Raw genomic sequence first — 19,397 nt, 5'->3', positions numbered from 1 at the left:
GGGGGGGGGGGGGGGGGGGGGGGGGGGGGGGGGGGGGGGGGGGGGGGGGGGGGGGGGGGGGGGGGGGGGGGGGGGGGGGGGGGGGGGGGCCCCGGCGCCCCCCCCCCCCCCCCCTCCCCGGTCTGCGCCGGGACCGCCGGCCGGGACGCCGCCGGGGCGGCCGCGGGCGCCGGGGCGGTGGAGACCGCTCCGCCGTCCTTGCGGGTGCCCGCCCGGCCGCCGTCGAAGCCCGCGGCGATCACGGTGACCCGGACCTCGTCCCCGAGGGCGTCGTCGATGACCGCCCCGAAGATGATGTTGGCGTCCGGGTGCGCGGCATCACTGACCAGGGACGCCGCCTCGTTGATCTCGAACAGGCCGAGGTCCGACCCGCCGGAGATCGACAGCAGCACGCCGTGGGCGCCCTCCATCGAGGCCTCCAGCAGCGGACTGGCGATCGCCTGCTCGGCGGCGAGCAGCGCCCGGTTGTCGCCCCGCGCGCTGCCGATGCCCATCAACGCCGACCCGGCCCCGGACATGACCGACTTGACGTCGGCGAAGTCCAGGTTGATCAGGCCGGGCGTGGTGATCAGGTCGGTGATCCCCTGGACACCGGACAACAGCACCTGGTCGGCGGTGCGGAAGGCGTCCATCACGCTGACGTTCCGATCGCCCAGCTGCAGCAGCCGGTCGTTCGGGATGACGATGAGCGTGTCGCACTCGTTGCGCAGCTCCTCGATCCCCGACTCGGCCTGGACCGCCCGCCGCTTCCCCTCGAAGGAGAACGGGCGGGTGACCACACCGATGGTCAGGGCACCGAGCTTGCGGGCGATGGAGGCGACGACCGGGGCACCACCGGTGCCCGTGCCGCCCCCCTCACCCGCCGTCACGAAGACCATGTCGGCGCCCTTGAGCACCTCTTCGATCTCCTCACGGTGGTCCTCGGCGGCCTGCCTGCCGACGTCCGGCTGCGCACCGGCACCGAGCCCGCGGGTGAGCTCACGACCGACGTCGAGCTTGACGTCGGCGTCGCTCATCAGCAGAGCCTGCGCATCGGTGTTGATGGCGATGAACTCGACCCCCTTGAGGCCGACCTCGATCATCCTGTTCACCGCGTTCACCCCGCCGCCGCCGATGCCGACGACCTTGATGACCGCGAGGTAGTTGTGCGGAGGTGTCATGCGGCGCTCCCCAACTGAACCCTCATCCTCATGTTGAGCCTTATAGTTATGTCAACTCCGGCGTTGGGGACGAAGTTAGGTGCCCCCCAACGGGGCAGCAAGCACCCCTCCGGGCTCGGCGTGTCCCACGGGCACCACCTCACCGATCTCGCTCGACCCGTCGGTCACATCTGCCTCACGCCGTGTGACGACCCGCGCTGCCCGTGTCTCATGCGGAGGTGCAGACGACCCGGACACCGTCCGGCGCACCAGTTCGAGGAACTCGGTGGACATTTTCTGGCCCGGGCGTGTCGCTGCGGACGGCGCGTTGCCCCCGGATGGACACCCCGACCCCGATCCGTCCACCCGCCGGCGGGGTGACGCCGGGGCGGCGGGCAGGTGGCGGCGGGGCTGCGGGCAGGTGGCGGCGGGGCTGCGGGCGGGCAGCGGGGTGTCGCCGGGGCGGCGGCCGGGGTGACGGTGCGGCCGGCTCAGCGCAGCACGACGGCGTCGGGCGTGCTGACGTCGAGGGTGTCGGCGGGGTCGAGGGTGCCGGCGTCGATCTGGTCCAGCAGCGCGTCGAGCACCTCGGCCTTGCGGTCGGTGCGCGCGGCGCTGCCCCACAGCACGGCCCGGCCGTCGGTCAGCGTCAGCGTGACGTCGTCCGGGCCGTTCGCGGCGACCGCGGTGACCTGCGCGCGCACGTCCCGCGGCAGCGCGGTGAGCGCGGTGAGCGCCGCGGTGGTGGCGGCGTCGTCCGGGCCGGGGTCGGGAACGTCGAGCGGGACCACGCCCTCGGGCGCCGGTCCGGTGATGGTGTCGAAGACGACACCCGTGGCGTCCATCAGCTGCCGTCGCCCGGCGTCGGAGACCACCGCGACCGGCTGCCGCTCGACCACGGTGACCACGACGGTGTCCGGCCAGCCACGGGTGACCTCGACCGAGGCGACCGGTGGCAGCCGGCCGACCCGCTCAGCGGCGCCGGTGGTGTCGACCCGGACGAGCGGGGTCCCCTCGGCGATGCCGGCGCTGGCGACGACCTGCTCCGGGGAGAGCGTGGCCACGCCGTCCACGCGGACCTCCTGCACGGCCAGCACCGGCGAGCCGAGGAGCAGCCAGCCGACCGCGCCGACCAGGCCCAGGGCCACGGCCAGGGCGGCCACCAGACGACGGCGTGGCCGGGCCGGCCGGCGTGGCCGGCGCCGGGGGCGCAGCGGCGTGACCGAGGACGCGCCCCGCCCCGGGGCCGCCCCGCGCCGGACCGAGCGCGCCCGGTCCCGCGTGGTCGACCCCGCGCGGCTCACCGGGGCGCCACCGGTGCGGTGATCCCCTCGGTCCCCGGCTCGGGCTCGGCGATCGCGGTCAGGATCTCCGGCCCGACCATGGACACGTCCCCGGCACCCATGGTGACCACCAGGTCGCCGGGGCGTGCCCGGGCGGCCATCGCGGGCGCGGCCGCCGACCACGACGGCTCGAACGCCACCCGGTCGGACGGCAGGGGCACCGCCTGGGCCACCAGCGCGCCGGTGACCCCGGGCACCGGGTCCTCGCGGGCGCCGTAGATGTCCATCACGACCACCTCGTCGGCCAGCCCCAGCGCCGTCCCGAAGCCGACGGCGAACTCCGCGGTGCGGCTGTACAGGTGCGGCTGGAAGAGCACCAGCAGCCGGCCCGACCCGGTCACCGCCCGGGCGGCGCGCAACTGGGCGGCCACCTCGGTGGGGTGGTGGGCGTAGTCGTCGTAGACCCGCACACCGGCGGCGGTGCCCTTCAGCTCGAAGCGGCGGTGCACCCCACCGAACCGGCCCAGGCCGCCGATCAGCCCGGCGGCGGGCAGCCCCAGCTCCAGCCCGGCCAGCAGAGCGGCCGCGCTGTTGAGCGCCATGTGCTCGCCCGGCAGCTGGAGGCGGACCTCCCCGAGCAGGCGGCCGTCCAGGACGGCGGTGTACCGGGTGCCGTCGGGGCCGACCCGCAGGTCGGTGAGGCGCAGGTCGGCGTCCTCCCCCAGGCCGTAGGTGCGCACCCGGGCGGCAGCGCCGACGCCGGCGAGCCGGGCGGCGCCCGGGTCGTCGGCGCAGAGCACCAGGAAACCGTCCGCCGGCACGGTGTGCGCGAAGGTGTCGAAGGCGGCCTCGACGGCCGCCAGGTCGCCGTAGTTGTCCAGGTGATCGGCCTCGACGTTGGTCACGATCGCCGCCCGGGGGGCCAGCAGCAGGAAGGAGCGATCGCTCTCGTCGGCCTCGGCCACGAACACGTCGCCCTCCCCCGCGTGCGCGTTGGAGCCGGACTCGTTGAGCGTGCCACCGATGGCGAAGGAGGCGTCGACGCCGCAGGCCTGCACCGCCACGGTCAGCATCGACGTCGTCGAGGTCTTGCCGTGCGTGCCGGCGACCGCGACGCTGCGGCTGCCGGCCATCACCGCGGCGAGCGCCACCGCCCGGGGCACCACCCGCAGGCCGCGCTGGCGGGCGGCGACCAGCTCGGGGTTCTCCGCCCGGATGGCGGTGGAGACGACGACCGTGGCCGCGTCGCCGAGGTGGGCCGCGTCGTGCCCGACCTCGACCCGGGCGCCGAGGGCCGCCAGCGCGCGCAGCGCCGGGGAGTCGCGGCGGTCGGTGCCGGAGACCTGCAGCCCGCGGGCGAGCATGATCCGGGCGATCCCGCTCATCCCGGCGCCGCCGATGCCGACGAAGTGCACCGCCCCGAGGTCGGCAAGCGCGGGGATCGGCTCCCGCCAGGCGGCGACGTCCGCTGCGCTCACTGCCCGCCTCCGGATTCGTTCCGCTCCTCGGTCGCTGGCGCTCCCTGCGATGCTCGCTCACCCGTCGTCATCGCGGCGCTCATCGGGCAACTCCCAGGACCATGTCCGCCAGTCTCTCGTCCGCGTCGCGGGCGCCGGCCGCGGCGGCGTGCCCGGCCAGCGTGGACAGCCGCGCCGGGTCGGTGAGCAACGGCACCAGCTCCGCGCCGATCCACTCCGGGGTCAGGTCCGCGTCGGCCACCAGCAGCCCGCCGCCGGCCTCGACCACCGGCAGTGCGTTGAGCCGCTGCTCGCCGTTGCCGATCGGCAGCGGCACGAACGCCGCGGGCAACCCGACCGCGGACAGCTCGGCGACGGTCACCGCGCCCGATCGGCACAGCGCCAGGTCGGCCGCGGCGTAGGCGAGGTCCATCCGGTCCAGGTAGTCGACGACGACGTAGGGCGCGGCGCCGGCCGGCCGGTCGGGCACCCCGACCTCGGTGTTCTTCGGCCCCCGTGCGTGCAGCACCTGCACGCCGGCGGCGGTGAGCGCGTCGGCGGCGGCGACCCCGGCCCGGTTCAGCGAGGCGGCGCCCTGGGAGCCGCCGAAGACCAGCAGGGTGGGGCGGTCGGCGTCCAGGCCGAAGGCGGCCCGCGCCTCGGCGCGGCGCGCGGCCCGGTCCAGCCCGCTGATCGAGGTGCGCAGCGGCATCCCCACGTGCTCTCCCCCGCGCAGCGGGGTGCCGGGCACGGTGACCGCGACCCGGGCGGCGAGCCGCGCCCCGAGCCGGTTGGCCAGCCCGGGCAGCGCGTTCTGCTCGTGCACGACGACCGGGATCCCCGCCCGCCGGGCCGCCAGGTAGGCGGGCAGCGCGACGTACCCGCCGAACCCGACGACGACGTCGGCACCGAGCTCGGTCAGCAGTGCGCGGGTCTCCCCCACCGCCCGGCGCACCCGTCCGGGCACCCGGAGCAGGTCGACGGTGGGCTTGCGGGGCAGCGGCACCGGCGGGATCAGGCGCAGGTCGTAGCCGCGCGCCGGGACCAGCCGGGTCTCCATGCCGCGGGCGGTGCCCAGGCAGGTGACCCGGGGCGTGCCGCCGGGGGCGGTGCTGCGCCGGGTGAGCGCGTCGGCGAGGGCGAGCATCGGCTCGATGTGGCCGCCGGTGCCACCGCCGGCGAGCACCACGTGCACCCCGGGGTGCTCCGGGGAGTGCCGGGCGGTGGACAGCGCTGCGGGATCCGCCGCACCGGCGGGGCCGGGGGCGGGGTGGGGCTGGGTCACTGCGGGCGTCCTGGCCGTTCCGTTCGCGGGCGGGACCGTGGGACCGACCGGCCCCGCTCCCCGGGGACGGCCCCGGCGGCACGGCGGTCGCGGGGGTCGACGGGAGCGGGCGCGGCCGGGGTGCGGCCGCGACCGGTCGGGCGGTCACCGGCGGGCTGCCGGCCTCGCCCAGTCTGCCGCTCGACCACGTTCGGGCGCGCGTCCGGGGCGCCGGCCCACGATGGCGGGGTGCCGCGGCGCGGCTCCCGGGGGGCGGGCCGCACGGCCTCCCGCTCCTGGGTGCGCAGCCCGGGCACCCGGGTGACGGTGCGGCCCGGACGCCGGCGGGCGGGGTCGGTCACCGGCGCGGCGGCCGGTGACCGGCGTGCCTGGGCGCCCCGGCGCCGACGCGACGGCGGCGGGTCGACCGGGGCGGCCGGGACCGGCAGGAGCAGCCGGGCGACCCAGCCGCGGCGGGCGGCCCGCTCGTGGGCGATCGCGGCCGGCTCGGAGCGGGCGAAGCGGACGAGCAGCCCGACGACGAAGAGGGTGAGCACCAGCGAGGTGCCGCCGGCGGAGATCAGCGGGAGCGTCACGCCGGTGACCGGCAGCAGCCCGACGACGTAGCCCATGTTCATCGTGGCCTGGCCGATCAGCCAGAAGGTGATCGCGACGCTGGCCAGCTGGACGAACCGGTCGGTCGAGCGGCGGGCGATCCGGAACCCGGCGTAGGCGAGCATCCCGTAGAGGCCGATCACCACCAGGCAGCCGAGGAAGCCCAGCTCCTCGCCGATGATGGCGAAGATGTAGTCGGACTCCGCGTGCGGCAGCAGGTTCCACTTCATCGCGCTGTTGCCCAGCCCGACGCCCCACACGCCGCCGGTGGCCAGCGCGTAGAAGCCGCGGATCGCCTGCATGCCGTCGCCCAGCGGGTCGGCGAAGGGGTCGAGGAACGAGGTGACCCGGGCCATCCGGTACGGCGCCACCGCGACCATCACCGCCACCAGGGCGGCGACCACCCCGACCGCGCCGGCGATGTAGCGCCGGGACAGCCCGCCGGCCCACATCAGCCCGGCGACGACCAGCCCCAGGCTGACCACCGCGCCCATGTCGGGCTCGGCGATCAGCAGCAGGCACATCAGCAGGAACACCGGGACGACCGGCACCAGCAGCGAGCGGGTGGTCAGGTAGCGCTCGCGCAGGGCGATCACGTGCGCGCCCCACAGCGCGAAGACCAGCTTGGCCAGCTCGGAGGGCTGGAAGTTGGTGAAGCCCAGGTCGAACCAGGCCCGCGAGCCGTTCAGCTTCAGCCCGATGCCCGGGATCAGGACCAGGACCAGCAGGAGGAAAACCAGCAGCATGCCGCGGCCGGCCCACTGCCGGATGCGCCCGACCGGCAGCCGCATCGCGACCAGCATGCCGGCCAGCCCGACCAGGGCGAAGACCAGCTGCCGGACGCCGGGCAGCCAGGCGGGCTGGCCGGAGGTGGCCGCCTCGATCGCGGAGGCGGAGAAGACCATGACCAGGCCGATGGCCAGCAGCATCCCGGCCGAACCGAGGACCAGGTGCGAGCTGGTCATCGGCCCCTCGAGCCAGGCCGGGCCGCGCAGCCGCCAGCCGACGCCGCCGGCCGGCCGGTCGCCATCGCTGCGGTCGCCCGGGCGCCGGTCGCCGGGAGGGTCGGTGCGCGGGCCGCGCTCGCGGGTGGTCGCGGTCACGCGTGCCTCATCCCAGCGCGCGGACCGCGTCGGCGAAGGCGCGGCCCCGGTGCGCGTAGTCGGTGAAGACGTCCATCGAGGCGGCGGCCGGGGCGAGCAGCACGGTGTCGCCGGGGCGGGCCAGCCGGACCGCGGCCGCCACCACCTCGCGCATCACCTCGTCGCCGTACGTCACACGGCCCCCATCGGTCACCCCACCCCCACCGTCCACCATGGCCCCATCGTCGCCGCTGGGGACCACGGCGCGCGGGACCGCGGGGGCGTGTCGCGCGAGAGACCGGGCCAACTGCTCCCGGTCGCGGCCCAGCAGGACCACCCCGGCCAGCCGCGGCGCGACCGCGGCGACCAGCCCGTCGACGTCGGCGCCCTTGAGCAGGCCCCCGGCGATCCAGACCACCCGGGGGTAGGCGGCCAGCGACGCGGCGGCGGCGTGCGGGTTGGTCGCCTTGCTGTCGTCGACGAAGTCCACCCCGTCGACCGTGGCGACCAGCACGTTGCGGTGGGCGCCGCCGCGGAAGCCGGCCAGCCCGCGGGCGATGTCGGCCGGGGCGATGCCGGCGACCCGGGCCAGCGCCGCCGCGGCCAGCGCGTTGACCGTGTTGTGCGGGCCGCGGACCTGCAGGGCCGTGAGCTCGGCGAGCACCTCCCCGGCGGGTGCGGTGGCGAACGCGCGGTCGACGAGCGCGCCGGCGCGGACCCCGAGCTGGCCGCGGGCGGGCTCGTCGAGGGTGACCGTGACCGGCCGGCGGTGCCGGGCGACCAGGGCCGAGGCGACCGGGTCACCGGCGTCGGCGACCGCGACCGGGGCGTGCAGCAGCAGCCGGGCCTTCGCGTCGCGGTAGGCCTCCGGGGAGCCGTGCCAGTCGACGTGGTCGTCGGCGACGTTGAGCACGCAGGCCCCGGCCGGCGCGATCGAGGACGACCAGTGCAGCTGGAAGCTGGACAGCTCCACGGCGAGCGCGTCGTAGGCCGGGGCGCCGTCGGCGTCGGTGGCGGTGACCACCTCGACCAGCGGTCGCCCGACGTTGCCGGCGGCGACCGCCCGCCGCCCGCCCGCCTGCAGCACCGCCTCGAGCATGGTGACGGTGGTGGTCTTGCCGTTGGTGCCGGTCACCGCGTACCAGGGCGCGGGTGCCCCGTCGGGGCCGGGCAGCCGCAGCCGCCAGGCCAGCTCCGGCTCCCCCACGACCTCCAGCCCGCGGGCCGCGGCGGCCACCAGCAGCGGGGAGTCCGGGCGCCACCCCGGGGAGGTGACCACCAGGTCGACGTCCTCCGGGGGTTCGGCGAGCGGCCCCAGCCAGCGCGCGCCGGCGGCGACCAGCTCCGCCAGCACCGCGGGCTCGGCGGCGTCGGTCAGCGTGACGTCCGCGCCCCGGGCCAGCAGCACCCGGGCGGCGGCCGCACCGGAGACGCCGAGCCCGGCGACGAGCACTCGGTCCGGGACGCGGGAGGGGACGGTCGGGGAGGTCACCGGCCCAGCTTTCACAGTCCGGCGAAGGAGAGCCAGTCGGCGTAGAACAGCCCCAGACCGAAGGCCACCGCCATCCCGGTGACCAGCCAGAACCGCACGATGACGGTGTTCTCCGCCCAGCCGGCGAGCTCGAAGTGGTGGTGCAGCGGCGCCATCCGGAACACCCGGCGGCGGGTGGCCCGGAAGAAGCCGACCTGGATCACCACCGACAGCGTCACCGCGACGAACAGCCCGCCCAGCACCACCAGCAGCAGCTCGGTGCGGGTGACGACCGCCAGCCCGGCCATCAGCCCACCCAGGGCCAGCGACCCGGTGTCACCCATGAAGATCCGCGCCGGCGAGGTGTTCCACCACAGGAAGCCCAGGCAGGCCCCCATCGCCGCGGCCGCCACGAGGGTGACGTCCAGCGGGTCGCGCACCGTGTAGCACCCGTCGACCAGCTCGGTGGCGCAGTCGTGGCCGAACTGCCAGAACGAGATGATCACGTAGCTGGCGAAGACCATCGCGGAGCAGCCGGCGGCCAGCCCGTCCAGCCCGTCGGTGAGGTTCACCGCGTTGGAGAAGCCGGCGATGAACAGGTACGCGAAGGCGACGAACAGGAACGCCGGCAGGGTCAGCGGCGCGATGTCCCGGACGAAGGAGACCGCCGTGGTGGCCACCGCGGGGCCGGAGCCGTCCTCCAGCAGCGCCAGCACGGCGAAGGTCACCCCGATCACCAGCTGACCGACCAGCTTGGCGGTCTTGTTCAGCCCCAGGCTGCGCCGGTACCGGATCTTCAGGTAGTCGTCGAGGAAGCCGACCGTACCCAGCCCGATGAGCAGGAACAGCAGCAGCAGCCCGGTGGCGGTCACCCCGCGCCCGGGCTGGTTGACGAGGAACAGGTGGGCGATCAGGTAGCCGCCGACGGTGGCCAGCACCATGACGGTGCCGCCCATGGTCGGGGTGCCCTTCTTGGCCAGGTGGCTCTCCGGGCCGTCGTCCCGGATCTCCTGGCCGAACCCGTGCCGGCGGAAGGCCTTGATCGCCAGCGGGGTCAGCAGGATCGAGATGATCAGCCCGAAGGCGGCCGCGACGAGGACGGACTTCACGCGTCCGCCCCGGGGGCCGCGGGGACGTCGCCGAGGACGTCGGCGGCCAGCTGCTCCAGGGCGTAGGCGCGGGAGGCCTTGACCAGCACCACGTCACCCGGGGCGAGCACCTCGGCCAGCAACCGCCGGGCTGTCTCCCGGTCGGGCACGTGCACCACTTCCTCCTGTGTGTCGGCTGCCGCCGTGGGTCTGTCGGCTGCCGCCGTGGGTCCGTCGGCTGCCACCGTGGGTCCGTCGGCTGCCACCGGGCCGCCCGCCGTCCGTGCGGCGAGCGCGCCGGTGTGCAGCCCGATGGCGTCGTCCCCCACGGAGACGAGCAGGTCCACGCCGCCGCGCACGGCGTCGCGGCCGAGCCGGACGTGCTCGGCGTCGGCGCCGGGGCCCAGCTCCCCCATCGCCCCGAGCACCGCGATGCGGCGGCGCCCGGGCAGCCGGGCGAGCGCGGCCAGCGCGGCGCGCATCGACTCCGGGTTGGCGTTGTAGGCGTCGTTGACGACGGTGACCCCGTCGGCGCGGCGGGTGACCTCCATCCGCCAGCGGCTGCGCGGGCCGGCGGCCGACAGCGCGGCGGCGACCGCTGCCGGGGTCATCCCGGCCGCCAGCGCGGCACCCGCCGCGGACAGCGCGTTGGCCACCTGGTGGACGCCGACGACCTGCAGCCGCACCGGGTGCTGCTCACCCGCGGCCACCAGGGTGAACCGGGGGCGGGCGGCGTCGTCCAGGGTCACGTCGGCGGCCCGGATGTCGGCGTCGGACTCGACACCGGTGGTGACCACGGTGGCTGCGGTGCGCGGTGCCATGCCGGCCACCCGGGGGTCGTCGGCGTTGAGCACCGCGGTGCCCTCGGCCGGCAGCGCCTCGACCAGCTCGCCCTTGCTGGTCGCGATCACCTCCGCGCTGCCGAACTCGCCCAGGTGCGCGGAGCCGACGTTGAGCACCACCCCGATGCGCGGGCGGGCGACCTGGCAGAGCCGGGCGATGTGCCCGGGCCCGCGCGCACCCATCTCCAGCACCAGGAAACGGGTCGCGGCGTCGGCGGTGAGGACGGTCAGCGGCAGGCCGATGTCGTTGTTGAACGACCCCTGCGGGCTCACCGTCGGGCCGGCGGCGGCGAGCACCTGGCCGAGCAGGTCCTTGGTGGAGGTCTTCCCCGAGGAGCCGGTGATCCCCACCGTGACCAGCCCACCGGCGACCAGCCGGCGGTGCACCTCGGCGGCCAGCCGGCCCAGCGCGGTCACCGGGTCGGCGACGACGACGGTGGGCAGCGCGGGGTCGGCCCGGGTGGCCAGCGCACCCACGGCGCCGGCGGCGGCCGCGGCCGGCAGGTAGTCGGCGCCGTCCACCCGCTCCCCCGGCAGGGCGACGAAGAGGTCGCCGGCCGCGAGCCGGCGGGAGTCGGCGACCACCGCGCCGGTCACCGCCGCCGAGCCGTTCCCGGTCAGCTCGCCGTCGACGGCGGCCGCGACCTCGGCCAGGGTGAGGGCGATCACGCGTCCACCCGGGTGCTCAGCACCTCGTGCAGCACGGTGCGGTCGTCGAAGGGGGTCACCTGCCCTGCCACCTCCTGACCGGTCTCGTGGCCCTTGCCGGCCACCAGGAGGGTGTCACCCGGGCGCGCGAGCGCGACGGCGGCGGCCAGCGCCTCGCGCCGGTCGCCGACCTCGAGCACCTCGGCCCGCCGGTCCGCGGGCACCTCGGCCACCCCGGCGCGGACGGCGGCGCGGATGGCCGCCGGGTCCTCCGAGCGCGGGTTGTCGTCGGTGATCACCAGCACGTCGCTGCCGGCGGCCGCGGCCGCGCCCATCGCCGGGCGCTTGCCGGGGTCGCGGTCACCGCCGCAGCCCAGCACGGTCAGCAGCCGGCCGGGCGTGGCGACGCGCAGGGCGTCCAGCGCGGTGGTCACGGCGTCCGGGGTGTGCGCGTAGTCGACGACGGCGACGAACTGCTGACCGGCGTCGACCGGCTCCATCCGGCCGGGCACCACCGTCTCGGCGAGCCCCGCCACCGCCGCCTCGACCGGGACGCCGACGGCGTCCAGCAGCGCGACGGCGAGGACGGCGTTGGCCACGTTGAAGGCGCCGGGCAGCCGCAGCCGCGCCGGCCAGGACCGGCCACCGGGCCCGTGCAGGGTGAACTCCGACCCCCCGGCCGGCAGCGCGACGACGTCGGTGGCCGACCAGTCGGCGGCGGGGTGCTCGGTGGTGGTGTCCCGGGTGGAGACGGTGACCGTGCCGGTGCGGGCCAGCCGCCGTCCGTACGGGTCGTCGACGTCGACCACCTCGACCGCCGCGCGCCCGTCGAACAGCAGCGCCTTGGCGGCGAAGTAGCTCTCCATGTCGCCGTGGTGGTCCAGGTGGTCGCGGGAGAGGTTGGTGAATCCCGCGGCGGCGAAGCGCACCCCGCCGACCCGGTCCAGCGACAGGGCGTGGCTGGAGACCTCCATGACCACGGCGCGCACGCCGGACTCGACCATCGTCGCCAGCAGGGCGTGCAGGTCGGGCGCCTCGGGCGTGGTCCGGGCGCTGGGCAGGGTGGTGGTGCGCGGGGCGCCGTCGGGGCCGGTGCCCCGGGTGCGGGTCTGCACGGTGCCGATGAGCCCGCTGGTCCACCCGGCCGCGGACAGCCCGGCCTCGACCAGGTGGCCCGTCGTCGTCTTGCCGTTGGTGCCGGTGATGCCCAGCACGGCCAGCTGCTCGCTGGGCCGGCCGTACACCCGGCCGGCGACCGGGCCCAGCAGCGCCCGGGGGCGCTCGACCAGGACGACCGGCAGGCCGGTCGCCCGGGCGGCGCCGGCTCCGGCGGGGTCGGTGAGGACGGCGACGGCCCCGCGGGCGGCGGCGTCGGCGGCGAAGCGGGCGCCGTGCGTGCGCGCCCCGGGCAGCGCGGCGTAGAGGTCGCCGGGGCGGACCTCGCCCGAGGCGTGGGTCACGCCGGTGACGGGAGTGCCGGCGTCGCCCTGGACCGGGTCCCCGACGAGGTCGGCGAGCTCGGCGAGGCGGAGCGGGCGGGTCCCCGCGGGTCGGGGCACCGAGCCGGGGACGGTCGGGGTCACGACAGGCCAATCTACCGGCGCCGGCTGCCGCACCCCGGCCGCCCACCCGTGTCGCGCGCCGTCCGGGCCGGTCCCGGGGCTGCCGGTCGGTGGCCGGCCGGTCGGGGGCTGGCCGGTCAGGGGACCGAGAGGGTGAAGTCCGGGCGCGGGGCGCCCGAGGGGACCACACCGCCGGCGGTGAGCGCGTACCGCATCACGTCGGCGAAGACCGGCGCGGCGACCTGACCGCCCTCGGCGTCGCTGGTCGGGCGCTCCAGGTCCACGGCGACGACGTACTGCGGGTCGTCGGCCGGGGCGTAGCCGACGAAGGTGGTGAAGTAGCCACCGCCGGTGTAGCAGCCGCACTCGGGGTTGGCCCGCTGGGCGGTGCCGGTCTTCCCGGCGACCCGGAACCCGTCCACCTCGCCCAGCGGCGCGGTGCCCCCGGGGCCGACGACCGCCTCGAGCATGTAGGTGAGCTGGTCGGCGGTGTCCTCGCTGACCACCCGGGTCGGCTCGGGCCGGGGTGCCTCGGTGACGGTGCCGTCGGCGGCGGTCACCGACTCGACCAGCCGCGGCGGGATGCGCACCCCGCCGTTGGCCAGCGTCTGGTAGACCGACGCCATCTGCAGGGTGGTCACCGAGATGCCCTGGCCGATCGGCACGTTCGCCGCCCGGCTGGCGGTCCACTCCGCGGAGTCCTGCAGGATGCCGGCGCTCTCGCCGGGCAGCTCGATGCCGGTGGTCGACCCGAGGCCGAAGGCCCGCAGGTAGCGCTCGAACGTGCTGTCGCCGACCTCCCGGGCCAGCATGATCGTGCCGACGTTGCTGGACTTGGCCAGGATGCCGGTCACGGTGAAGTCGATGGGCGCGTGGTCGTGCGCGTCGGTGACGACGACGTCGCCGGCCTGGATGTGGCCGTTGACGTTCAGCACGGTGTCGGCCCGGGCCTTGCCCTCCTCCACCGCCGCGGCGAGGGTGACCGCCTTCATCACCGAGCCGGGCTCGTAGACCTCCGAGACCACCGGGTTGCCCAGCAGCTCGGGGTCGGTGGTGTTGTAGGAGCCGGGGTCGTACCCGGGGCAGCCGGCCATCGCGACGACCTTGCCGGTGGCCACCTCCTGCACCACGGCCGAGGCGGTGGTGGTGAAGCCGTCGGCGCAGGCGGCGTCCAGCCGCTGCTGGACGACGAACTGCAGGTCCTCGTCGAGGGTGAGCCCGACGGTGCTGCCGTCGACGGCGGGGACGGTGTCGTCGATGCCCGAGGGGATCGGGTTGCCCCGGCCGTCGACCTCGACCCGCTCCTCGCCGTCGGTGCCCGAGAGCACGTCCTCGTACCGCTGCTCGATGCCGGCCAGTCCGTCACCGTCGCGCCCGACGAAGCCCACGACCTGACCGCCGACCGCACCGGCCGGGTAGAGCCGCACCGGGTCGTCCTCGAAGAAGAGGCCCTGCCGCTCCGCCAGCGCGCGGATCCGGTCGGTCACCTCGGTGGACACCTGCTCGGCGAGGACCACGTAACGGGTGTCCGCGGACAGCTTCTCGGTCAGCTCCGCGGCGGGGACGTCGAGCAGCGTGGTCAGCGCGAGGGCGGTGCGCGCCGGGTCCTCGACCAGCGTCGGGTCGGCGACCACCCGCTCGGCGTCCACCGAGTACGCCAGCGGCCGGCCGTCCCGATCGGTGATCGCACCGCGGACGGCGGCGATCGGGTAGATCTTCATCCGGTCGTTCTCCGCCGCCTGGGCGTACGGCGCGCCGTCCACGCCCTGCAGCACGACCAGCTTGGCGACCACCACCACCAGCAGGGTGACCAGGAACGCCAGCCCCCACCGGTTGCGCTGCTCGCGCTGGGCCAGGCCCAGCGGCTCCCGCCGTCCGCCGTCCCGCCGGGGCCGCAGCCCGCCGGCGCGGCCGGCCGGCCCGGTGGGTCGCGACGGCGTCCGCCGGGCCGTGCCGGGGCGGAACGGGGGCGGAGGACCTGCTGGTGGCACGGCTCAGTTCCCGGGGGTCTCGGGGTTCTGCGGGGTCTCGGGGTCCTGCGGGGAGTCGGGGTCGGCGGGTGCGGGGTCGGCGGGTGCGGGCGCGGCGGGCTCGTCGGCAGGGGCGGCGGGCTCGGGGGCGGGAGCGGGGGCGGCGGTCCCGACCAGCACCGAGGTGCCGTCGGGCTGGAGCACCAGGTGCCCGGCGGCACCGGGCGGGACCAGGCCCACCTCGGTGGCGGCGCGGGCCAGCTCGGCTGCACTGTCGGCAGCGACCACCTGCTGCTCCAGTCGAGCCACCTCCTTCGCCTGCTCGGCGTTGGCCGTCCGCTGGCGGGTGGCCTCGAGCGAGTCGACGGCGATGGCGGTGTTCAGCAGCAGCAGCCCCAGCGTCGTGGCCACCAGCAGGCCGACGAGGAAGAACGCGAAGGGGGCCCGCCGGCGGCGCGGACTGCGCCCGGGACGCGGGGTGGGCCGGGAGGCGCCGGCCTCGCCGGGCACCAGCCGCAGCTGCGGCCGCGGCACCGGACCGCTGCGCCGGGTCGCCCCGGTGCGCGGCACGTGCACCGGCCCGGTGACGGCGGTGCGGGCCCGGGGAGCGGCCACCCGGCCGGTCGTGCTCCGTGCCGGGGCGCTCACGAGGCCCTCCGGACCCGCTCGGCGGCGCGGACCCGGGCCGAGGCGGCCCGCGGGTTGACCGCGAGCTCGTCCGCACCGGGGGCCTCGCCGCCGCGGGTGACCAGCCGGAGCACCGGGGCGTGCTCGGGCATGGGCACCGGCATCCCCGGCGGGGTGCGGTCGACCGCCTCGGCGGCGAGGGTCTGCTTCACGATGCGGTCCTCGAGGGAGTGGAAGCTGATGACGACCACCCGGCCACCGACGGCGAGCGCGTCGATGGCGGCCGGGAGGGCGCGGGTGAGGACGCCGAGCTCGTCGTTGACCTCGATGCGCAGCGCCTGGAAGGCCCGCTTGGCCGGGTGTCCGCCGGTCCGCCGGGTCGCCGCCGGGATGGCGTCGCGCACCAGCTCGGCCAGCCGGGCGGTGCCGGTGAACGGCTCGCGGGCCCGCTCGCGTTCGATGGCGGCGGCGATCCGGCCGGCGAACCGCTCCTCGCCGTAGACCCGCAGCACCCGGGTCAGCTCGCCCCGGCTGTAGGTGTTGACCACGTCGGCGGCGGTCCGCGGGGCGCCGGGGTCCATCCGCATGTCCAGCGGGGCGTCGGTGGAGTAGCTGAAGCCGCGGGTGGGGCGGTCCAGCTGCAGGGAGGAGACGCCCAGGTCGAACAGCACGCCCTGCACCTCCGGCACGCCCAGGTCGTCGAGGACGTCGGGCAGCTCGTCGAAGACGGCGGGCACCAGGGTGGCGCGCTCGGTGCAGCCGGCGGCCGCGATCCGGGCGGCGGCCTCGGCGCGGGCGTCGGGGTCGCGGTCCAGGCCGATCAGGCGCAGCTCCGGGTGGGCGCGCAGCAGGGCCAGGGAGTGCCCGGCCAGCCCGAGGGTGCAGTCGACCAGCACCGCGCCGGGAGCCTGCAGGGCCGGGGCGAGCAGCTCGGTGACCCGGTCCAGGAGCACCGGCACGTGCACGGCCGGGCCGGCTGCCGGGGTGTCGGCCGGGGAGCCGTCCGAGGAGCCGTCCGGCGTGGTGCTCATCGACGGGCTCCTCTCCGGGTGCTCGGGGTGGGGCGGGCGGGTGGGACACGGGGTGTGGCGGGCGGGTGGGGCGCAGTGGGGGTGGTGGAGCGGAGTGGGGCCCCGGTGGGCCGTCACCCGGGCCCGCCGCCCCGCAGGGCTCGCCTGGCGCCGGGGAAGCGGTACCAGGTGGAGCCCTGCTGGGGCGGCTCGGGTGGGTGGTGCCCTGCGCGGGTGGTGCGCCGCGCAGCGAGTGCGCTGCGCGGTCGTGCACGGACGTCGAGCCGGGGGGAAGTCGGCTCGCTGTCCGGTGGGCCCGAGCCGGGAGGAAGCCGGCTCGTGCCCCGGTGGGTCGAGCCGCGGGGAAGTCGGCTCGCTCCGTCGGGTGGTGGTCGCGTGGTGCGGGTGCTGCGGGTCGGTGGGGGCTGGTGGGGTGCGGACGGGCTCAGGAGAGGGTCGGCATCCCCTCGCTCTCCATGGCGGCGAAGACGGCTTCCTGCTCGGCCACGTAGGCGTCCCAGGTGGCGCTGTCCCAGATCTCGAACCGGGTGTCGACGCCGACGACCACGACGTCGCGGTCCAGGCCGGCGTACTCGCGGAGGCTGGCCGGGAGGGTGATGCGGCCGGTCTTGTCCGCCTCCACCTCGACCATCGACCCGAAGCTCATCCGGGCGTGCATGCGGGCGGCGTTGGTGTCGGCGGGCGCCATCGCCTTCAGCGCGGCGCTCTGCTCGGCGACCCGGGCCATGGTGAGGCCGTAGATGCAGCGCTCCTGACCCTTCTTGATCACCATGCCCCCGGCCACCAGCTCGCGGTAGCGCACGGGGAGTGCGAGCCGGCCCTTCTCGTCGAGGCGCAGGGGGTAGCTGCCGACGAACACCGGATCACCCCCCGCATCTGTCCTCCTGTGGCTCTGCCGGGTCCCGTCCGTGGTCCCGGCCTCCCCATCCGGCGACACATTAACCCACTGGCCCCCACTGGACACCACTTCGCGCCGTGTCGGCCCCGCTGCTCCACCGCTCCCCACCGGGCTCCTCCGGCGGGCTGCTCCGGTCGCCCCGGCGTCCCCCGACGCACCACCGCCCACCGGGCACCCCACCGGCGCGTTTTCGCACGTACCGTGGGCCGGGTGACCGAGGGCACCACGGAGCTGGATCCGCGAGCGGTCAGGGCCGATGCCCCCGAGATCGACGTCGCGGCCGCCGGCGCACAGCTGGCCGCCTCGATCAGCCGGGTGGTGGAGGGCAAGCCCGACGTCGTCCGGCTGGCCCTGGTCGTGCTGCTGGCCGAGGGGCACCTGCTCATCGAGGACGTGCCCGGCGTCGGCAAGACCACGCTGGCCAAGGCGCTGGCCCGGTCGATCGACGGCACCGTGCGCCGCATCCAGTTCACCCCGGACCTGCTGCCCAGCGACGTCACCGGCGTGGCGGTGTACGACCAGGAGAGCCGCGCCTTCGAGTTCAAGCCCGGCGCGGTCTTCGCCAACGTCGTCGTCGCCGACGAGATCAACCGCGCCTCGCCGAAGACCCAGTCGGCCCTGCTGGAGTGCATGGAGGAGCGGCAGGTCACCGTCGACGGCGTCACCTACGAGCTGGCCCGGCCGTTCATGGTGGTGGCCACCCAGAACCCGCTGGAGATGGAGGGCACCTACCCCCTCCCCGAGGCCCAGCGCGACCGTTTCACCGCCCGGGTCTCGATGGGCTACCCGGACCGGGACGCGGAGCTGGCGATGCTCGACGAACGGTCCAGCAGCGACCCGCTGGGCGGGCTCACCCCGGTCATCGACGCCGCGGGCATCCGCGCCCTCGTCACCGCCGTCAGCCGGCTGCACGTCGCCGAGCCGTTGCGCCGCTACGTCGTGGCGCTGGTCGAGGCCACCCGCCGCTCCCCCGACCTGCGGCTGGGCGCCTCCCCCCGGGCCGGCCTGCAGCTGCTGCGGGCGGCCCGGGCCGCGGCGGCGCTCGCCGGCCGCGACCACGTGCTCCCCGACGACGTCCAGGCGATGGCGGTCCCGGTGCTCGCCCACCGGCTGCTGCTCAGCCAGGACGCGGCGATGGCCCGCCGGGACGCCCAGCGCGTGGTCAGCGACCTGCTCGCCACCGTCCCGGCCCGCGGCCGCTGAGCCCGCGGCCTCCCGAGGTCACCCGTGGCACGCAGCCGGCTCAGCGACGCCGTCTCCTCCCTGACGCTGCGCGGCCGCTGCCTGGTGGCCGCCGGGGCGACGCTGGTGGCGCTCGGGGCGCTGCTCGGCGAGCGCACCCTGCTCCAGCTGGCGCTGTTCCTCCTCGCCCTGCCGGTGCTCTCCGCGGTGGGGGTGGCCCGGCAACGCTTCCGGCTCGCCTCGCGCCGCTCGGTCACCCCCGGCCGGGTGCCCCGCGGGGGCCACGCCGAGGTGCTGCTGGAGGTCACCAACACCGACCGGCGCCCCGGCGGCCTGTGGCTGCTCACCGAGCAGGTCCCCGGCGAGCTGGGTGTCCGGCCGGAGTTCGTGGTCGAGCGGCTGGCCGCCGGCGCCACCGCCGCGCTGCGCTACCGGGTGCACGGGGGCCGGCGCGGCCGGTTCGCCCTCGGCCCGCTGCGGCTGCGCCTGGTCGACCCCTTCGGACTGGTGCTGCGCAGCGCCGCCGGCGCCGACACCGCGACGCTCGTCGTCGTCCCCCGGGTGCGCCCGCTGTCGGGCGCCGGCCCGCTCGCCGGCGGCGGCGGCACCGGCGGGGAGGGCGCCCGCCGCTCGATCGCCGTGCACGGGGAGGACGACGTGAGCACCCGGGAGTACCGCCACGGCGACGACCTGCGGATGGTGCACTGGCGGGCCACTGCCCGCACCGGTGAGCTGATGGTCCGGCTGGAGGAGCGGCCCTGGCGGGCGTCGGCCACGCTGCTGGTGGACTGCCGCTCGACCGGCCACCTGGTCGGCGGCGCGGCGGCCGGCCCGGCCGGTGACCCGGCGCCGCCCGGGGACACCCTGGAGTGGGTGGTGGAGGCCGCGGCGAGCATCGGCAGCCACCTGATCGACCGGGGGGCGGGGCTGCGGGTGGTCACCGAGGCCGGCGAGCTCCGTCCGGCGACCGGTGCCGGCTCGCTGGGGGCGGGCGAGCTGCTGGACCGGCTGGCCGGACTGGGCCCCTCCCGGCACGCCGTCCTGCAGCCGGGGCTGGAGGCGCTGCGCCGGGCCGGGGACGCCGGTCCGGTGATCGCCCTGCTGGGCCTCCTCGGCCCCGACGACGTGCAGGCACTGGCCCGGGCCCGCTCCGGCCCGGGCACCGACCTGGCCGTGCTGGTCGACCCGGCGAGCTGGCTGGACGGCGGGGCGGTGCGCGGCCGGCGGCCGCTGGCGCC

Annotated in this window: 15 protein-coding genes; 2 read left to right on the top strand and 13 right to left on the bottom strand. The window is 76.7% G+C overall.

What is annotated here, in order from left to right; translation table 11 throughout:
- The 13 genes from ftsZ to mraZ all read right to left on the bottom strand — a co-directional run.
- A partial coding sequence (ftsZ, locus tag ACI79U_RS20255; protein WP_457072824.1) for a cell division protein FtsZ occupies positions 1-1,160 on the bottom strand: 1,160 nt, incomplete at its 3' end.
- Between the two features lie 470 nt (positions 1,161-1,630).
- Positions 1,631-2,302 (bottom strand): cell division protein FtsQ/DivIB, encoded by a 672-nt coding sequence (locus tag ACI79U_RS20250; protein WP_457064723.1) that lies wholly within the window; start codon positions 2,300-2,302, stop codon positions 1,631-1,633.
- Positions 2,303-2,439: 137 nt separating this feature from the next.
- Positions 2,440-3,900, bottom strand: coding sequence for a UDP-N-acetylmuramate--L-alanine ligase (gene murC / locus ACI79U_RS20245; protein WP_457064721.1), 1,461 nt, complete (start codon positions 3,898-3,900; stop codon positions 2,440-2,442).
- Positions 3,901-3,979: 79 nt separating this feature from the next.
- Positions 3,980-5,164 carry an undecaprenyldiphospho-muramoylpentapeptide beta-N-acetylglucosaminyltransferase gene (gene murG / locus ACI79U_RS20240; RefSeq protein WP_457064719.1) on the bottom strand — a complete coding sequence of 395 codons (1,185 nt, stop codon included), beginning with the start codon at positions 5,162-5,164 and terminating at the stop codon, positions 3,980-3,982.
- A complete protein-coding gene (gene ftsW / locus ACI79U_RS20235) occupies positions 5,161-6,861 on the bottom strand; it encodes a putative lipid II flippase FtsW (protein WP_457064717.1) in 1,701 nt (566 codons plus the stop codon). Before ftsW ends, murG begins: the two co-directional genes overlap by 4 nt.
- 7 nt (positions 6,862-6,868) lie before the next feature.
- On the bottom strand, positions 6,869-8,332 hold the full coding sequence (murD, locus tag ACI79U_RS20230; protein WP_457064715.1) for a UDP-N-acetylmuramoyl-L-alanine--D-glutamate ligase: 1,464 nt from the start codon (positions 8,330-8,332) through the stop codon (positions 6,869-6,871).
- Between the two features lie 11 nt (positions 8,333-8,343).
- Positions 8,344-9,420 (bottom strand): phospho-N-acetylmuramoyl-pentapeptide-transferase, encoded by a 1,077-nt coding sequence (gene mraY / locus ACI79U_RS20225; protein ID WP_457064713.1) that lies wholly within the window; start codon positions 9,418-9,420, stop codon positions 8,344-8,346.
- Positions 9,417-10,910, bottom strand: a complete 1,494-nt coding sequence (locus ACI79U_RS20220; RefSeq protein ID WP_457064711.1) for a UDP-N-acetylmuramoyl-tripeptide--D-alanyl-D-alanine ligase — start codon at positions 10,908-10,910, stop codon at positions 9,417-9,419. Before ACI79U_RS20220 ends, mraY begins: the two co-directional genes overlap by 4 nt.
- Positions 10,907-12,472 (bottom strand): UDP-N-acetylmuramoyl-L-alanyl-D-glutamate--2,6-diaminopimelate ligase, encoded by a 1,566-nt coding sequence (locus tag ACI79U_RS20215; protein ID WP_457064709.1) that lies wholly within the window; start codon positions 12,470-12,472, stop codon positions 10,907-10,909. The genes ACI79U_RS20220 and ACI79U_RS20215 overlap by 4 nt, the downstream gene beginning before the upstream one ends.
- Before the next feature lie 116 nt (positions 12,473-12,588).
- Positions 12,589-14,442, bottom strand: coding sequence for a peptidoglycan D,D-transpeptidase FtsI family protein (locus ACI79U_RS20210; RefSeq protein ID WP_457064707.1), 1,854 nt, complete (start codon positions 14,440-14,442; stop codon positions 12,589-12,591).
- 3 nt (positions 14,443-14,445) lie between these two features.
- Positions 14,446-15,069 carry a hypothetical protein gene (locus tag ACI79U_RS20205; protein ID WP_457064705.1) on the bottom strand — a complete coding sequence of 208 codons (624 nt, stop codon included), beginning with the start codon at positions 15,067-15,069 and terminating at the stop codon, positions 14,446-14,448.
- A complete protein-coding gene (rsmH, locus tag ACI79U_RS20200) occupies positions 15,066-16,079 on the bottom strand; it encodes a 16S rRNA (cytosine(1402)-N(4))-methyltransferase RsmH (protein ID WP_457064703.1) in 1,014 nt (337 codons plus the stop codon). The genes ACI79U_RS20205 and rsmH overlap by 4 nt, the downstream gene beginning before the upstream one ends.
- A gap of 424 nt (positions 16,080-16,503) precedes the next feature.
- Positions 16,504-16,938, bottom strand: a complete 435-nt coding sequence (mraZ, locus tag ACI79U_RS20195; RefSeq protein WP_457072387.1) for a division/cell wall cluster transcriptional repressor MraZ — start codon at positions 16,936-16,938, stop codon at positions 16,504-16,506.
- A gap of 249 nt (positions 16,939-17,187) precedes the next feature.
- Here mraZ and ACI79U_RS20190 point away from each other — a divergent pair, with 249 nt between their 5' ends.
- Both ACI79U_RS20190 and ACI79U_RS20185 read left to right on the top strand, forming a co-directional pair.
- Positions 17,188-18,180 carry an AAA family ATPase gene (locus ACI79U_RS20190; RefSeq protein WP_457072389.1) on the top strand — a complete coding sequence of 331 codons (993 nt, stop codon included), beginning with the start codon at positions 17,188-17,190 and terminating at the stop codon, positions 18,178-18,180.
- 24 nt (positions 18,181-18,204) lie between these two features.
- Positions 18,205-19,397, top strand: a 1,193-nt coding sequence (locus ACI79U_RS20185) for a DUF58 domain-containing protein (RefSeq protein ID WP_457072823.1), incomplete at its 3' end; no start/stop codon positions are given.

It is taken from the genome of Modestobacter sp. SYSU DS0904, from assembly GCF_054051115.1.
The sequence above is the reverse complement of the archived record's forward strand: the minus strand, read 5'-3'. Positions and strand labels throughout refer to the sequence as shown.

Bases quoted from the DNA above. Each gene is read 5' to 3' on its own strand.
- rsmH (WP_457064703.1), bottom strand. From the start codon at position 16,079: ATGAGCACCACGCCGGACGGCTCCTCGGACGGCTCCCCGGCCGACACC.